This is a genomic window from Phaeobacter sp. LSS9 (genome assembly GCF_003443595.1).
In the GTDB taxonomy this organism is placed as follows: Bacteria; Pseudomonadota; Alphaproteobacteria; order Rhodobacterales; family Rhodobacteraceae; genus Phaeobacter; species Phaeobacter piscinae.
Genome location: NZ_CP031956.1, coordinates 3,587,455 through 3,602,403, shown reverse-complemented (window position 1 = coordinate 3,602,403; position 14,949 = coordinate 3,587,455). Strand labels below are relative to the sequence as shown.

At 62.9% G+C, this 14,949-nt stretch carries 14 protein-coding genes; 9 read left to right on the top strand and 5 right to left on the bottom strand.

The annotated features are described in order from the left end of the window. The first annotated feature begins 29 nt into the window (after positions 1-29). From D1820_RS17085 to D1820_RS17060, 6 genes are read left to right on the top strand one after another with little or no spacing between them, the layout of a single operon-like run. On the top strand, positions 30-1,220 hold the full coding sequence (locus D1820_RS17085) for a D-alanyl-D-alanine carboxypeptidase family protein (RefSeq protein ID WP_118069869.1): 1,191 nt from the start codon (positions 30-32) through the stop codon (positions 1,218-1,220). Next, positions 1,217-1,906 carry a dTMP kinase gene (gene tmk / locus D1820_RS17080; protein WP_118069868.1) on the top strand — a complete coding sequence of 230 codons (690 nt, stop codon included), beginning with the start codon at positions 1,217-1,219 and terminating at the stop codon, positions 1,904-1,906. Before D1820_RS17085 ends, tmk begins: the two co-directional genes overlap by 4 nt. After that, positions 1,903-3,024: a DNA polymerase III subunit delta' gene (locus tag D1820_RS17075; protein WP_118069867.1), complete on the top strand. Its 1,122-nt coding sequence runs from the start codon at positions 1,903-1,905 to the stop codon at positions 3,022-3,024. The genes tmk and D1820_RS17075 overlap by 4 nt, the downstream gene beginning before the upstream one ends. Before the next feature lie 42 nt (positions 3,025-3,066). After that, positions 3,067-3,888 carry a TatD family hydrolase gene (locus tag D1820_RS17070; protein WP_118069866.1) on the top strand — a complete coding sequence of 274 codons (822 nt, stop codon included), beginning with the start codon at positions 3,067-3,069 and terminating at the stop codon, positions 3,886-3,888. Next, complete coding sequence (locus D1820_RS17065) at positions 3,888-4,685, top strand: MBL fold metallo-hydrolase (RefSeq protein ID WP_096870805.1); 798 nt, start codon at positions 3,888-3,890, stop codon at positions 4,683-4,685. Before D1820_RS17070 ends, D1820_RS17065 begins: the two co-directional genes overlap by 1 nt. 46 nt (positions 4,686-4,731) lie before the next feature. Further along, on the top strand, positions 4,732-5,664 hold the full coding sequence (locus tag D1820_RS17060) for an AEC family transporter (protein ID WP_040173799.1): 933 nt from the start codon (positions 4,732-4,734) through the stop codon (positions 5,662-5,664). 54 nt (positions 5,665-5,718) lie between these two features. Here the strand turns inward: D1820_RS17060 and D1820_RS17055 are convergent, their stop codons facing one another. The 3 genes from D1820_RS17055 to D1820_RS17045 all read right to left on the bottom strand — a co-directional run bounded on the left by D1820_RS17055 (position 5,719) and on the right by D1820_RS17045 (position 8,859). Continuing rightward, positions 5,719-7,236, bottom strand: a complete 1,518-nt coding sequence (locus D1820_RS17055; RefSeq protein WP_102897454.1) for a tripartite tricarboxylate transporter permease — start codon at positions 7,234-7,236, stop codon at positions 5,719-5,721. 1 nt (position 7,237) lies between these two features. Continuing rightward, positions 7,238-7,732: a tripartite tricarboxylate transporter TctB family protein gene (locus tag D1820_RS17050; protein ID WP_118069865.1), complete on the bottom strand. Its 495-nt coding sequence runs from the start codon at positions 7,730-7,732 to the stop codon at positions 7,238-7,240. Positions 7,733-7,881: 149 nt separating this feature from the next. Next, complete coding sequence (locus D1820_RS17045) at positions 7,882-8,859, bottom strand: tripartite tricarboxylate transporter substrate binding protein (RefSeq protein WP_096870801.1); 978 nt, start codon at positions 8,857-8,859, stop codon at positions 7,882-7,884. A gap of 131 nt (positions 8,860-8,990) precedes the next feature. Between D1820_RS17045 and D1820_RS17040 the strand changes: the two genes are divergently transcribed. Genes D1820_RS17040 through D1820_RS17030 form a run of 3 tightly spaced genes read left to right on the top strand, consistent with a single transcriptional unit; the run spans position 8,991 to position 12,114 of the window. Beyond that, positions 8,991-9,656, top strand: coding sequence for a response regulator transcription factor (locus D1820_RS17040; RefSeq protein ID WP_040173806.1), 666 nt, complete (start codon positions 8,991-8,993; stop codon positions 9,654-9,656). Further along, positions 9,653-11,068, top strand: coding sequence for a sensor histidine kinase (locus tag D1820_RS17035; protein ID WP_118069864.1), 1,416 nt, complete (start codon positions 9,653-9,655; stop codon positions 11,066-11,068). The genes D1820_RS17040 and D1820_RS17035 overlap by 4 nt, the downstream gene beginning before the upstream one ends. Then, the gene (locus D1820_RS17030; RefSeq protein WP_118069863.1) at positions 11,038-12,114 is read left to right on the top strand and encodes an ABC transporter substrate-binding protein; all 1,077 of its coding nucleotides are present in this window, start codon (positions 11,038-11,040) and stop codon (positions 12,112-12,114) included. Before D1820_RS17035 ends, D1820_RS17030 begins: the two co-directional genes overlap by 31 nt. Before the next feature lie 9 nt (positions 12,115-12,123). Here the strand turns inward: D1820_RS17030 and D1820_RS17025 are convergent, their stop codons facing one another. Both D1820_RS17025 and D1820_RS17020 read right to left on the bottom strand, forming a co-directional pair. Then, positions 12,124-13,215 (bottom strand): ABC transporter ATP-binding protein, encoded by a 1,092-nt coding sequence (locus D1820_RS17025; RefSeq protein ID WP_118069862.1) that lies wholly within the window; start codon positions 13,213-13,215, stop codon positions 12,124-12,126. A gap of 31 nt (positions 13,216-13,246) precedes the next feature. Further along, on the bottom strand, positions 13,247-14,905 hold the full coding sequence (locus D1820_RS17020; RefSeq protein WP_118069861.1) for an alpha-amylase family glycosyl hydrolase: 1,659 nt from the start codon (positions 14,903-14,905) through the stop codon (positions 13,247-13,249). Positions 14,906-14,949 lie beyond the last annotated feature (44 nt).

The window sequence follows — 14,949 nt, the reverse complement described above, 5'->3', positions numbered from 1 at the left end:
ACGTGACCAACCGGAAAGACGCTTCTGTCATGACCTTTCTCCCCTCTCCGCTTCGCTCTGCTTTGAAACTGACCTGTGCGGCTGGCCTGTTGGTCAGCCTTTCGGCGCTGTCGGCTGCGGCCTTTGATACCCGCGCGCGCGCCGCCTATGTGCTGGATCAGGAGACCGATACCGTGCTGCTGGCCAAGAACGCCGATCTGGCGCTGCCGCCTGCGTCGATGTCGAAGCTGATGACGCTGTATGTGGCGTTTGAAGCGATCCGCGATGGCCGCCTGACACTGGATGAGCGGCTGCCGGTCAGCGAACACGCCATGAGCTATAAGGGCTCGACCATGTTCCTCAACACCCAGGATCGGGTCCGGGTGGAGGATCTCTTGCGCGGGATTATCGTGCTGTCGGGCAATGACGCCTGCGTGGTGCTGGCCGAAGCGTTGAGCCCGGATGGCACTGAGGCGGGGTTTGCCCGCTACATGACCAAACGGGCGCAGGAAATGGGGATGGAGAACTCCACCTTTGCCAATTCCAACGGCTGGCCCGCCGCCGGGCACCGGATGTCGGTGGAGGATCTGGCGATCCTCGCTGAAAAGCTGATCGAGGATTTCCCGCAGTATTACCCGCTGTTTGCCGAGCGGGAGTTTGAATTTGATGGCCGCGCGCCCTCCAATGTGCGCAACCGCAACCCGCTGCTGGGTCTGGGCATCGGCGCGGATGGTCTGAAGACCGGCCACACCTCCGAGGCGGGCTATGGTCTGGTGGGATCCGCCGCGCAAGGCGACCGGCGGGTGATTTTTGTGATCACCGGTCTGGACAGCACCACCGCCCGCGCAGAGGAGGCTGAGGCCCTGGTTAACTGGTCGTTTCGCCAATTTGCCAAAAAAACGGTGGCTAAAGCGGGTGTTCCGGTCGCAGAAGCCGAGGTCTGGCGCGGCGCAGAGGCAACCGTAGGGCTGGTGCCCGCGGAGGATCTGACCGTGCTGCTGCCTGCCCTTGCCGGTCGCGAGATCACTGGCGAGGTGGTCTATACCGGGCCGATTGATGCCCCCATCGAGAAAGGGCAGCAGCTGGCCGAACTGGTGCTGCAACCGGATGAGCTGCCGGAGGTGCGGCTGCCGCTGGTGGCGGAGAAGGACATTCCCACGGGTGGCTTTCAGGTGCGGGTGAAGACCGCCGCCGAAGTGCTGGTGAAACGGTTCCTCAGCGGGCCTGAGGCCAGCCAGTGACAGCGGCCAAGACCGGCGCCGCTACGCATGGCGCAGCCTCCTATTCCGGCCTCTTCGTCACATTTGAGGGGATCGATGGCTCCGGCAAATCGACGCAATGTCGGCTGCTGGCGGAGGCCTTGCAGGCGCAGGGGGTTGAGGTTGTCCTGACCCGTGAACCCGGCGGGTCAGACGGCGCGGAGGAGATCCGCCGTCTGGTGCTGGAGGGGGACCCCGATCGCTGGTCGGCGGAGACGGAGCTGTTGCTGTTCACCGCCGCGCGGCGCGACCATATGGAACGGCGGATCCTGCCTGCGCTGGCCGCAGGCAAAGTGGTGGTCTGTGATCGCTTTGCCGATAGCACGCGGATGTATCAGGGGCTGTCGCGCGGGGATCTGCGCGCCAGCGTAGATCAGCTGCATCGCCTGATGATTGGCCATGAACCGGACCTGACCATCCTGATCGACATGGACCCGGCCAAAGGGCTGGCGCGGGCCAAGGGCCGTCAGGGCAGCGAAGAACGGTTCGAGGATTTTGGTCTGGATCTGCAACAGCGGATGCGTGCCGGGTTTCTGGCATTGGCACAGGAATTTGCCGACCGGTTTCGCGTCATCGACGGGGATCGCCCGATGGACAGCGTCGCGCGCGATGTACTGAAAGTTGTCTCCACCGCCCTGCCCACGTCCGATGGGGACGCAGGCGCATGAGCAAGGATGATGCCCCTCTGCGCGCGGATCAGACAGTGGGCGCGCCCCATCCGCGCGAGACGTTGCAACTGTTTGGGCAAGCGCAGGCGGAGCAGGATTTCCTGACCGCCTTCAACTCGGACCGGCTGCATCACGGCTGGCTGCTGACCGGCCCGCAGGGTGTGGGCAAGGCAACGCTGGCCTGGCGCATTGCGGCGTTTTTGCTATCGCAGCCGCCTGCGGAGGATGCGGGGCTGTTCGGCGCGCCGCCGCCTGCCACCTCGCTGGATATCGGGATGGATCATCCGGTGATGCACCGCATTCAGGCGCTGGCGGAGCCGGGGCTGGCGTCGATTACCCGCAGCGAAAACGACAAGGGCAAGCTGCGCGATCAGATCGTGGTCGATGACATCCGGGCGCTGAACAAATTCTTTGGCCTCTCGGCCACCGACGGCGGACGCCGGGTGGTGATTGTGGATGCCGCTGACGATATGAACACCAGTGCCGCCAATGCGCTGCTGAAAATGCTGGAAGAGCCGCCTGCCCGCACAACCCTGCTGCTGGTGTCACATCAGCCCTCGCGACTGTTACCGACGATCCGCTCCCGCTGTCGGCTGTTGCGGTTCGCGCCGCTGAGCGCTGAGGACATGCAGGCGGCGCTGACGCAGGCAGGCGCTGAGCTGCCAAAGCAAGCCGACCATCTGGCCGCGCTGTCCAATGGCTCGGTCGGGGCGGCGCTGCGGCTGCTGAACCTCGGTGGCTTGCAGGCCTATAGCGATGTGGTGCGGCTGCTGGACAGCCTGCCCCGGCTGGATCGACAGCGCGCCATGGCGCTGGCAGAACAGGCCGCAGCACGAGGTGGGGCAGAGAAATTCGAGCTGCTGCTCACCCTGATTGATACGGCGCTGGCCCGGCTGGCACGCACCGGGGCCACCGGAACAGCCCCACAGCCGGAGGCCGCCCCGCAGGAGGCATCGGTGCTGTCCCGGCTTTCGCCGACGCCGCAAAAGGCGCGTGCCTGGGCGGATCTGGCAGCGCAGGTGACAGCCCGGATGCGCCACGGTCAGGCGGTGAACCTTGACCCCGCAGCACTTGTCCTAGATACGGTTTTCAAGATGCAGGACACTGCGGCGCGCTGATCCGGAGCACCGGACCCCCGCAGGACGCGACAGAGAGCAGTTATGACCGAGAGCCTTTCCCCCATGCCCCCGTCCATTACGGACAGCCATTGCCATCTGGATTTTCCCGATTTCGAGGGTGAGCTGGACGCGCTGATTGCGCGGGCAGCTGAGGCCGGTGTGACCCGCATGGTGACCATCTGCACCAAACTGCGCAATGAGCCCACCGTGCGCGCCATCGCCGAGGCGCATGCGCCGATCTTCTATGCGGCGGGCACCCACCCGATGAGCGCCGCAGACGAGCCGCTGGTGTCGGTGGACGAGCTGGTGGCGCTGGCGCAGCATCCGAAATTTGTCGGCATTGGTGAGACCGGGCTGGATTATCACTATACCGCCGACAGTGTGGAGGTGCAGAAGACCTCGCTCAGAACCCATATTACGGCGGCGCGGGAAACCGGCCTGCCGCTGATCATCCACGCCCGCGCAGCGGATGAGGATATGGCGATGATCCTGCGCGATGAAATGGCCAAGGGCGCCTATAGCTGTGTGATGCATTGCTTCTCCTCCTCGCCTGAACTGGCACGGGCGGCGCTGGATCTGGGGTTCTACCTGTCAATGTCGGGCATCGCCGCCTTTCCCAAGAGTCAGGAGCTGCGCGATATCTTTGCCGCTGCCCCAATGGAGCGGATTCTGGTGGAGACCGACGCGCCCTATCTGGCGCCGCCGCCCTATCGTGGCAAACGCAATGAGCCGGCCTATACCGCCCATACCGCCCGCGTGGGCGCAGAGGTGTTTGGCGTGGATTACGCCGATTTCGCCGCCCAGACACAGACCAATTTTGACCGGCTGTTCTGGAAGGCTGCCCAATATGAGGCCGCCGCCTGATGGGCGTGCTGCGCTTTACCATTCTGGGCTGCGGGTCCTCCGGTGGGGTGCCGCGACTGGGCGGGCATTGGGGCGATTGCGACCCCGATAATCCCCGCAACCGCCGCCGCCGCTGCTCGCTTCTGGTGGAGCGGGACGGTCCCGAGGGCACCACGACGGTGCTGATCGACACCTCCCCTGATATGCGCAGCCAGCTGCTCGACACCGGCACCGGGCGGCTGGACGGGGTGGTCTATACCCATTCCCACGCCGATCATGTGCATGGCATCGATGATCTGCGGATGATCGTCTTCAACATGCGCGACCGCATTCCGGTCTATGCGGATGGCGACACGCAGAACGCGCTGCTGTCGCGGTTCGGCTATGCCTTTGTGCAGCCCGCAGGCTCCCCCTATCCGCCCATTCTGGACCTGCGCAGCATTGACGGCCCGCTGACGATTTCCGGCCCCGGTGGCGATATCACCCTGCGCCCGTTTGAGGTCAATCACGGCTCCATTGAGGCGCTGGGGTTCCGCATTGGCGATGTCGCCTATCTGCCGGATGTGGCCAAGATCCCCGACAGCGCGCTGGTGGAATTGCAGGATCTGGACTGCTGGATCCTTGATGCGCTGCGCCGCAAGCCGCATCCCACCCATCTGTCGCTGGACGAGGCGCTGCAGTGGATCGAGCGGATGGCGCCAAAGCGCGCGGTACTGACCAATATGCATATTGATCTGGATTACGCGCAGGTCGCCGCTGAGACCCCTGATCATATTGATCCCGCCTATGATGGGATGGTGATCGAATACCCGATCTGAGCCGCCACATAAGGCGCCCGCGACCCCGCCCATAGGAAGGCACATCATGTTTCAGAGCCTGATTGATGTCATCCTGCCGGTGTTTCTGGTCATTGGCGCGGGCTATGTCGCCACGCGGCGCGGGTATTTTCAGGCCAGCCATGTGGATGGGCTGATGAAATTCACCCAGAGCTTTGCCATTCCCTGCCTGTTGTTTCGCGCTATTGCGACGCTGGATCTGTCGGCGAGTTTTGACCCGCGTCTGCTGATCAGTTTCTACACCGGCGCGGCGGCCTGTTTCTGTCTGGGGATGGCCGGTGCGCGGCTGATTTTCAAACGCGACTGGGAGGATTGCGTGGCGATCGGCTTTTGCTGCCTGTTCTCCAATTCGGTGCTGCTGGGTCTGCCGATCACGGAGCGCGCCTATGGGGCCGACAATCTGACCGGCAACTACGCGATCATCGCCTTTCACTCGCCGTTTTGCTACGGGCTGGGGATCACGGTGATGGAGATCGTGCGCAACAAGGGCGCGGGCGGCATCGCTACGGTGAAATCGGTGTTCAGCGCGATGTTCAAGAATGTGCTGATCCTTGGCATCGCATTGGGGTTTGTGGTGAACCTTTCGGGCCTGTGGATCCCGCAGGCAGTGGATGAGGCCCTGTCGCTGGTCATTCGGGCGGCGCTGCCGACAGCGCTGTTTGCGCTGGGGGGCGTGCTGGTGCAATACCGCCCCGAAGGAGACCTGCGCACCATCGGTTTTGTCTGTGCGATCTCATTGATGGTGCATCCGGCGCTGGTCTGGAGCATGGGCAGCGCCTTGAAGGTGCAGCCGGATCTGTTCCGCTCAGCCGTGTTGAATGCGGCGATGGCGCCGGGGTTCAACGCCTATATCTTTGCCAATATGTATGGGCGCGCAAAGCGGGTGGCGGCGTCCTCGGTGCTGATTGCCACGGGATCCTGTATCCTGACGGTCTGGCTCTGGCTCCTGATCCTGGGCTGAGCCACGCAAAAGGGGCGCCGCAGCGCCCCCCGTGATCTGTATCCCTGGCGACGATCAATCGCCGTCTGCCACCCCGCGCTGACGCAGCCGGGCGCGGCGGGCCCGGTAGCTGGGCAGGATCACCAACACCGCGGCCAGCCCCAAGAGGCCAATGGTCATCGGGCGTTCCATCAGGAAACCCAGCCCGTCATAGAGCTGCATCGAGCGGGAGAAATTATCCTCCAGCATCGACCCCAGAATGAAGCCGATCAGCAAGGGAGCCAGCGGATAATCGGCAAAGCGCAGCACCGTGGCGCAGATTCCCAGACCCACAAGGATCAGCAGTTCGGTTGCATTGTTCTGCCCGATATAGGCCCCCATCAAGGTGAAGAAGAAGATGAAGGGGATCAGGTAGTTGCGCGGCACCGCCAGAACCTTGGCGATATAGGGGATCAGCGGCAGGTTCAGGATCAACAGGATCAGGTTGCCAACATACATCGAGATGATCACCGCCCAGAAGATCTCCGGTTCATCCACCATCAGGCGCGGCCCCGGCGAGACATTGAGCGCGATCAGCGCCCCCAGCAGGATTGCCGTGGTACCCGAGCCGGGAATGCCCAGCGTCAGCAACGGCACAAAGGAGCCTGTGCAGGCGGCGTTATTGGCGCTTTCCGGCGCGGCGAGGCCTTTGATGGCGCCCTTGCCGAACTCCTTCTGCTCCTCCTTCGGGGCGATATTGCGCTCCACCGCATAGCCAAGGAAGGAGGCGATGGTGGCCCCGGCCCCCGGCAGCACACCGATCAGGAAGCCCTGGATCGACTGGCGGCCAATCACCGGCGCGATGGATTTGGCCTCCTCGCGTGTGATGCGCAGATCCTTGATCTCATTGCTGCCCCCTTCGGTCTTGGAGCGGCTGGGATCCAGCACCAGATACAGTGCCTCTGGCAGAGCAAACATCGCCATGGCTAAGGTGATGAAGCCAAAGCCCGATTGCAGATCCATAATGCCCATGGTGAAGCGGGGCATATTGAACAGCGCGCCCTCACCCACCGTGGCCATGATCAGGCCAAGCACGGTCATCAACAGCGCCTTCACCACCTGACCGGTGCCCGCAAAGGCGGCGATGGCGGAGAGGCCCACAACCATCAGCGCGAAATATTCCGCCGAGTGGAACAGCAGGGCAACGCTGGCCAGCGCGGGCGCGAAGATCATCAGCAGGATCGCCCCGATGCTGCCGCCGCAGAAGGACGAAATCGCCGCCACGGTCAGCGCCTTGCCCGCCTTGCCCTGTCGCGCCAGCGGATAGCCATCGAAGGACGTCGCCACGGTTGAGGCCACGCCCGGCGCGTTGATCAGGATTGACGAGGTCGAGCCACCGAAGATGGCGCCATAGTAGACACCCGCCAACAAGATCAGAGCGGCAGAGGGATCACCGATGGAGATCGCCACCGGGATCATGATGGAAATGATGCTCATCGGGCCGAGGCCCGGCAACATGCCGATGAAGGTGCCGATGAGGCAGCCGCCGATCACCATCAGGATGTTGCTCAAGGAAAAGGCCGTGCTGAGGCCGATCAGAATACCGTCCAGCATATCAGCCCCCAGTCCCCATAAAGAAGGGCAGCGGGCGCAGATAGATACCCAGCACCTGCTGCACCAGATACCAGACCACACCCGCCGCAATGACCGCGATGGGGATCAGGATATGCAGCTTGCGTTCGCCAAGGACCATGGCGCTGATCACCAGAAATGCGATGGTGGAGATCAGGAAGCCTACCGGACGCAGTGCCAGCGCGTAGATCACCATCATCGCGAGAAGTGCCATCGCCTGACCCAGTTTGTAGTCCAGCAAGCGGCGGTAATCGATGTCGCCAGCCTTGGGGCCTGCATCGGCTTTCTGCGGTGACAGCAGGATGATCAGCGCACAGATCACCGCCATAACGGACAACCCCTTAGGGAAGGTGCTGGGCCAGATGGCATTGAATTTCATGAACGGCGGCAAGCCTTCGTCCATGGTGAAAAAGGCCGTATAGCCATAGGCGAGGCTGATCATAAGAATGACCAGCGCGATCCATCGGTCGAGCGCCATGAGGCTCTCCCCCCTTTGATGAGATATGTCGAGCGTGAAACCGGGCGGGCGGCGCGGCCCCCTCCTGAAGATGCGCGCCGCCGGTTTCTGGTGTCAGAGGCATGGCGCCCGGCACAACTCGGACCGGACGCCTGTCTGCTCTGCCAGACTTAGAGGAAGCCGAGTTCCTGCATCAGGCTTTTGATCACCTCTTCCTGACCTTCCAGGAAGCTGACGAAGTCGTCGCCGCTGTTGTGGATGTTCACCCAACCGTTGCGGGCGCGGACCTCTTCCCATTCGGGGGTGTCGTACATCTTGGCTAGGGCGGCGCGGTAGGCCTCGACCTTCTCCTCTGGCAGTCCCGGCGCGCCGAAGAAGCCGCGCCAGTTGACGAAGGTTGCGTCAATCCCCTGCTCTTTCATTGTGGGGGCGTCTGCATAGGCAGGTACGCGGTCCTCGGCGGTGACGCCGATGATTTTCACCTCGCCTGCGTTGGCCAGATCAATCGCCTCGGAGAAGCCGGTGGAGAGTGCGGCGATTTCACCGGAGAGAAGTGCGGCCATGGCCACACCGCCCGCATCATAGGGGATGTATTTCACCGCTGTCGGCTCCTCGCCTGCGGCCTTCATCACCATGGCGGCAACGAGGTGATCCATGCCGCCGGGGACCGAACCACCGCCGATGGCGGTCTTGCGCGGATTGGCCTGATAGGCTGCGATCAGATCCGACATGGAGTTGATCGGGCTGTCCTTGCCCACAACGATGGCCGCGTAGTCGCCGATGGTGCCTGCCACCATGGTGAGGTCCCGGAAGTTATGCGGGAAGACACCGGTGAGCGAGCGGATCACAATCGGGGTCGAGTTGACCATCAGGGTGCCGTGGTTGCTCTCGGCGTTCTCGATCAGATAGCCGATTGCCTTGCCGCCGCCACCGCCGGACATGTTCTCAAAGGAGGCGTTGCCCACAAGGCCCGCCTTGGTCAGCGCCTCACCAGTCCCGCGCGCGGTGCCGTCCCAGCCGCCGCCTGCGCCGCCGGGGATCAGAAAGTGGATGCTGTCCACCATCTCATCCGCAGAAACCGGCGCAGCAAAGGCCAGTGTCGCAGCGGTCACCGCCATCAGGGCGCGCCGGGTCAAAGTCGTTTTCATCTGTTTGTCCTCCCATTTGACAAATGGCGGCTTGGCCGCTCATGACTGAAAGGGAACACGTCAAGCTGACACAAACCTGTCACATCGCATTTTGCCACCACGGGCGTTGCCCTTCCCACGGATAGATCCCCATGCGTTTTCTGCTGGTCGAAGACAACCTGAGCCTGGCTGCCGCCGTCGAGGACCGGCTGCGGATGGATGGCCATGTGGTGGATCATGCCCCGGATCTGGCGGTCGCGGATGACTATGCGGCGACGGCGGATTACGATTTGATTTTACTGGATATTATGCTGCCGGATGGGGACGGTCGCAGCTTTCTTAAGTCCCATCGCAGCCGCGAGGGCACAACGCCGGTGATCGTGCTGACCGCACGGTCAGAGGTGTCGGACCGGGTGGGTGTGCTGGATCTGGGCGCGGATGATTACATCACCAAACCCTTTGATTTTTCCGAACTGGAAGCGCGCTGCCGGGCCGTGTTGCGGCGCCATGGTGGCGGCAGTTCCAACCAGAAACGATTCGGCGCGCTGGTGTTTGATCCCTTGGCGGGCACGCTGGTGGTGGGCGACAAAACCGTCTCCCTGCGCAACAAGGAGCTGCGGCTGCTGGAAATTTTCATCAATGCGCCGGACAGGATTTTTTCCAAATCGAAACTGGTGGACCGGCTGTTTTCCTATGAGGAAGACGTCTCGGAAAATGCGATTGAGGTTTATGTGGCACGGCTGCGCAAACATCTGGCCGGGGCGGATGTGGAAATCACCACGGTGCGCGGGCTGGGCTATCGGATGTCGCTTGCATGAGCCGCGCGCTGCCGACCAGCGGGTCAATCCGGCGGCGGTTGACGTTGCAGCTGGTGGGCAGTGCCGCTTTTCTCGCCTCGCTGTTGTTCTTCATCGTGCTGGTCTTCACCCGGGATGTGTCGCAGCGCACCCATGACAGTATTCTGCAGGCCTCGGCCACGTCGATCATGGACTCGGTGTCTGTACGGTCGGGCGATGTGACGGTCGATATCCCCTATTCGGCGCTGTCGATGCTGGGCAATGTCAGCGATGATCGGGTGTTTTACCGGGTCGCGCAAAATGACCGGCTGCTCACTGGTTACGGCGATCTGCCGCTGCCTGATCTGCTGCCGCAGCGAGGGCAGCCGCGATTTGATACTGCGCCCTACAAGGGCGATAGCATCCGCATGGTGACGCTGGCGCGTCGGGTGTCGCTGAACGGTCAGGTCTCCGATGTGGTGATTTCTGTGGCGCAGACCCGCGAAGGGCAGTCGGCGCAATTGGCGGAGCTGACGCGCACCGCGCTGCAGCTTGGTCTGGGGTTTTTCATGATTGCAGCGTTTTTGGCAATCTGGGCAGCACAGTCCAGTATTCGACCGCTTGCCGAACTGGCCGAAGCGGTGTCGCGGCGTGGACCGAAGGATTTGCGCCCGGTGCGCCGCCCGGTACCGTCGGAGATGATCCCGCTGGTCACATCTTTGAACCGCTTTATCGAGCGGCTGCGGATTTCCCTGTCGCGGTCGGAGGATTTCATCGCAGAGGCCGCGCACCGGGTGCGCACGCCGCTGGCCACGGTGCGCACGCAGGCCGAGATCACGCTGAGACGGGTCGAGCGGGACGAAAACCGCGCCTCGTTGCGCGAGATGATCCGCGCCATCGATGAGAGCTCCCGCGCGGCGGGGCAACTGCTGGATCATGCGATGGTGACCTTTCGCACCGACAGTCTGCTGCGCGAAGAGGTGGATCTGGGGGCGCTATCGCGCGATCTGCTGAACCGGCTCCGCCCTATTGCGGAGCTGAAAGATATTGCGCTGCATTCCGACCTGCCGCAAACGCCGCCCCTGTCCGGCGATCCGATCCTGATCCAAAACGCAGTGCGCAACCTTTTGGACAATGCGATCAAATATGCGCCCTCCGAGAGCGACATTCAGGTGATCCTGCGCAAGGAGGGGGCAGAGCTGCGGCTGAGCATCATTGATGAAGCAGGCGGATTTCCCAGCGGTGACACCGAGGCGCTGACCGCGCGGTTTGCGCGGGGCGCCAATGCCGAAGGGACGATTGGCTCGGGCCTTGGGCTTACGATTGCGCGAGAGGTGGTGGAGGCCCATGGCGGGCGCCTGACCATCGCGCCGAGCCAGGCCACCAGCGGACCACCGGCGGCATCTCCAAGACGGGAGGGATCATGCGTTTCCTTATGTTTTCCAGTGCTTTGACAGCAGCTCTGCGTGTGCTCTGCCTGATCTGCCTTGCAGTCATTCTCGGTGGGCCAACGCAGGCATTCGAGATCGAGGACCAGCGCCGCTTTGGGCCCGCTGCCGGTGCGGCTGGCGCTGATGTCCTGCGGGTGCTGTCCACCACCGACACCGATCTGCTGGCGCCTCTGGTTGAGAGTTTTCTGCGCACCCGTCCGACGGTGGTGGTGGATTACGTCACGGTCAGCAGTTCAGAGCTGATGCGCGCGGTGGTGGAGGATGGCGCGGATTTTGACCTTGCCGTCTCCTCGGCGCTGGATCTGCAGACCAAGCTTGCCAATGATGGGTACACCCGCGCGCATTCCCCCGCTGGGCGGCTGCGGATCCCGGATTGGGCGGTCTGGCGCGATCATGTCTTTGCCTTCTCGCAGGAGCCTGCATCGATTGTGTTGTCGCCCGCCGCCTTTGACGGGCTGGAGATGCCGCGCAGCCGTCAGGCGCTGATGTCGCTCCTGCGTCGCTACCCCAACCGGTTTCGGGGGCGCATCGGCACATATGATGTCGAGAAAAGCGGCCTTGGCTATTTGTTTGCCACGCAGGATCTGCGCACCTCGGAGAGTTTCTGGCGAATGATGGAGATTTTCGGCAGCCTTGATTTGCGGCTCTATTGCTGCTCCGGCGAGATGATCGAGGCGGTGGCGCGCGGGGAGCTGGCCATCGCCTATAATGTGCTGGGCAGCTATGCCCGTGCGCGCGACGATCTGGCAGAGCGGATCGAGATCGTCGATCCGCAGGATTATACCAATATGATGCTGCGCACGGCTGTCGTGCTGAGAGGAGCGGAGCGCCCCGATCTGGCGGGGGCGTTCATCGACCACCTTTTGCGGGCCGCTTGGGGCAACGGGCGCGATCCGGACTATCCTTTCCCGCGCTACGCCACCGCCGAGACCAACCCCACCGCCGCCTTGCGCCCGATCCAGATGGGACCGGGGCTGTTGGTATTTCTGGACCGGCTGAAACGGGCGCGGTTCCTTGAGGAATGGCGCAGCACCGTGTTGCAGAAGTAGCGCGAGCGCTTAGCGATAGAGCAGCGACTGGCCCTTGTGAAAGAGATGCAGCTTGGCTGGGTCGGCATAGAGCCGCACAGAGGAGCCGCGCAGCCCCTTGTGAATGCCGGGGAGTTTGGCAATCAGCGGATCCTTCCCCTCGCCCGCCGCGATGTAGAGCACGGTAACCTCGCCCAGGGCCTCGACGATATCAACGCGGCTGTCGATCAACGCGCCGCCTGTGCCCTCCTCAACCAGATCTTCGGGCCGAACCCCGACATTCACGGCAAGCCCCTGATCGGCGTCAGTTGTCGGGATCTCTGCCACGACCTCCTCCCCACTGGTGAGCCGCACCGTGGTGCGCGGCCCCGTGGCGATCACCGTTCCGGGGATCAGGTTCATGGCAGGTGAGCCGATGAACTGGGCGACAAATTCATTCTCCGGTCGCTGATACAGGTCCAGCGGGGTGCCGACCTGCGCGATACCTTTGTTGGCGAGCACCACAATGCGGCTGGCCAGCGTCATCGCCTCCACCTGATCATGGGTCACATAGATCATGGTGCTGTCGGGCATCGCCTCTTTCAGCTGGGCAATTTCGATCCGGGTGGCGACCCGCAGCGCCGCGTCCAGATTGGAGAGCGGCTCGTCAAAAAGATAGACCTTCGGATCGCGCACGATGGAGCGACCGATGGCAACCCGCTGCCGCTGCCCGCCCGACAGCGCCTTGGGCAGGCGATCCAGATAGGGTTCCAGCTGCAGGATCTTGGCGGCACGATCGATGGCGGCGTCGATCTCGTCCTTGCTTTTCTTCGCGATCTTCAGCGCAAAGGCCATGTTGTCGCGCACCGTCATATGCGGATAAAGCGCATAGGACTGGAACACCATCGCAATGCCCCGCTGGGCGGGCGGGATGTCATTCATCACCGCATCGTCGATTTCCAGCGTGCCACCGCTGATCCGTTCCAGCCCCGCGATCATCCGCAGCAAGGTGGATTTGCCGCAGCCAGAAGGGCCGACAAAGACGATCAGCTCCCCCTGTTTGATATCGAGGTTGATGTCTCTCAGGACCTCGACGCCGCCCCCGTAGGTTTTGGCCACATTGGTCAATTTCAGGTTTGCCATCTACTGGTCCCTCCCCTGCTCGTCGTTTCTGTCAGACCCGCACCGCAAGGCAGGCCTGCCACGGTGCCAGCGCAACGCGCCCGCCGTTCGGTGGTAGATCGGCCAAGGCGATGTCGGTGTCGGGCGTCTGCCATGTGCCCTGCGGCAGGGTGATCTCTGCCGGGGTGTCCCCCAGATTGAAGGCGCAGAAGATCACCTCGTCGCGGTCCTGACGGGTGAAGAAGGCGACGTTGCCCTCTGCCCGCAGCTGATCATGGGTGCCCACCGCCAGCGCCGGATGCGCCTTGCGCAGGGCAATGGCGCGGCGGTAGTGGTGCAGCATCGCCTCTGGGTCAGCCTCCTGACTGGCCACGCTCAGGGTCAGGTGTTCGGGCGAGACGGGCAGCCATGGCTTGCCCTCACTGAACCCGCCGGCGCCATTCGACGGCTCCCAGACCATGGGCGTGCGGCAGCCGTCCCGCCCTTTGAATTCGGGCCAGAACTCAATGCCATAAGGGTCCTGAAGGTCTTCAAAGGCGATATCTGCCTCCGGTAGGCCCAGTTCCTCGCCCTGATAGATGCAGGCGGTGCCGCGCAGGCACATCATCATGGTGGTGAACAGACGTTGTGCCGCCGGGTTGAGACCCCAGCGGCTGCTGTGGCGGATCACATCGTGATTGGAAAACGCCCAGCAGGCCCAGCCATTGGCGGCAACGCGGTCCACCTCGGCAAAAACCTCGGCCAGACGGGAGGCGGTCAACACGTCCTTGGCCAGAAGCTCAAAGGCATAGCACATGTGAACACCGGTGTTGGCCGCCGTGTAGCTGCCCATGATTTCAAGCCCGCGCTGCGCATCGCCCACCTCGCCCACGGCCGCCTTGGCCGGGTAGTCATCCAGAAGCGCGCGGAACCGGCCAAGGAAGGCCAGGTTTTCCGGCTGGTTCTTGGAATAGAGATGTTCCTGATGATTATAGGGGTTCACCGAGGGGGCGATGGTGGCGTTGCGTTGCTCCGGCGGCAGGGCCGGGTTCGAGCGCAGCTCTGCATCGTGGTAGTAGAAGTTGATCGTATCAAGGCGGAAGCCATCAACTCCGCGCTCCAGCCAGAAGCGGGTCACATCCAGCAGCGCGTCCTGCACGGCGGGGCAGTGGAAATTCAGATCAGGTTGCGAGACAAGGAAGTTGTGCAGGTAATACTGCTCACGCCGGGGATCCCACTGCCAGGCGGAGCCGCCAAAGATCGACAGCCAGTTGTTGGGCGGCGTGCCATCTGGTTGCGGGTCGGCCCAGACGTACCAATCTGCGCGGGCATTGTCGCGGCTTTGACGGCTTTCGCCAAACCATGCGTGCTGGTCAGAGGTATGCGACAGCACCAGATCGGTCATCACCCGCAGGCCCAGACGATGGGCGGCGGCGACCAGTTGATCAAAGTCGGACAGGCTGCCAAACATCGGATCGACGTCGCAATAGTCGGAGACGTCATAGCCAAAATCCTTCATCGGGGAGGTGAAGAACGGCGAAATCCAGATCGCGTCCACCCCAAGCGAGGCAATATGCGGCAGGCGCTGGGTGATGCCCCGAAGGTCACCGATGCCGTCGCCGTTGCTGTCCTGATAGCTGCGCGGATAGATCTGGTAGATCACCGCACCGCGCCACCAATCGGGGTCAGTGGCGAGAACCTGGGCCGGGTCGAGTTGAGCTTGAGCGTTCATGTCAGCTGTTTTCCATAGTCTTAGAGTAAGGGGCAGCGCCGGTC

Bases quoted from the DNA above. Each gene is read 5' to 3' on its own strand.
- D1820_RS17020 (WP_118069861.1), bottom strand. From the start codon at position 14,905: ATGAACGCTCAAGCTCAACTCGACCCGGCCCAGGTTCTCGCCACTGAC.
- D1820_RS17055 (WP_102897454.1), bottom strand. From the start codon at position 7,236: ATGCTGGACGGTATTCTGATCGGCCTCAGCACGGCCTTTTCCTTGAGC.
- D1820_RS17030 (WP_118069863.1), top strand. From the start codon at position 11,038: ATGCGTTTCCTTATGTTTTCCAGTGCTTTGACAGCAGCTCTGCGTGTG.
- D1820_RS17085 (WP_118069869.1), top strand. From the start codon at position 30: ATGACCTTTCTCCCCTCTCCGCTTCGCTCTGCTTTGAAACTGACCTGT.
- D1820_RS17025 (WP_118069862.1), bottom strand. From the start codon at position 13,215: ATGGCAAACCTGAAATTGACCAATGTGGCCAAAACCTACGGGGGCGGC.
- D1820_RS17075 (WP_118069867.1), top strand. From the start codon at position 1,903: ATGAGCAAGGATGATGCCCCTCTGCGCGCGGATCAGACAGTGGGCGCG.
- D1820_RS17040 (WP_040173806.1), top strand. From the start codon at position 8,991: ATGCGTTTTCTGCTGGTCGAAGACAACCTGAGCCTGGCTGCCGCCGTC.
- D1820_RS17065 (WP_096870805.1), top strand. From the start codon at position 3,888: ATGGGCGTGCTGCGCTTTACCATTCTGGGCTGCGGGTCCTCCGGTGGG.
- D1820_RS17060 (WP_040173799.1), top strand. From the start codon at position 4,732: ATGTTTCAGAGCCTGATTGATGTCATCCTGCCGGTGTTTCTGGTCATT.
- D1820_RS17050 (WP_118069865.1), bottom strand. From the start codon at position 7,732: ATGGCGCTCGACCGATGGATCGCGCTGGTCATTCTTATGATCAGCCTC.
- D1820_RS17035 (WP_118069864.1), top strand. From the start codon at position 9,653: ATGAGCCGCGCGCTGCCGACCAGCGGGTCAATCCGGCGGCGGTTGACG.
- D1820_RS17070 (WP_118069866.1), top strand. From the start codon at position 3,067: ATGACCGAGAGCCTTTCCCCCATGCCCCCGTCCATTACGGACAGCCAT.
- D1820_RS17045 (WP_096870801.1), bottom strand. From the start codon at position 8,859: ATGAAAACGACTTTGACCCGGCGCGCCCTGATGGCGGTGACCGCTGCG.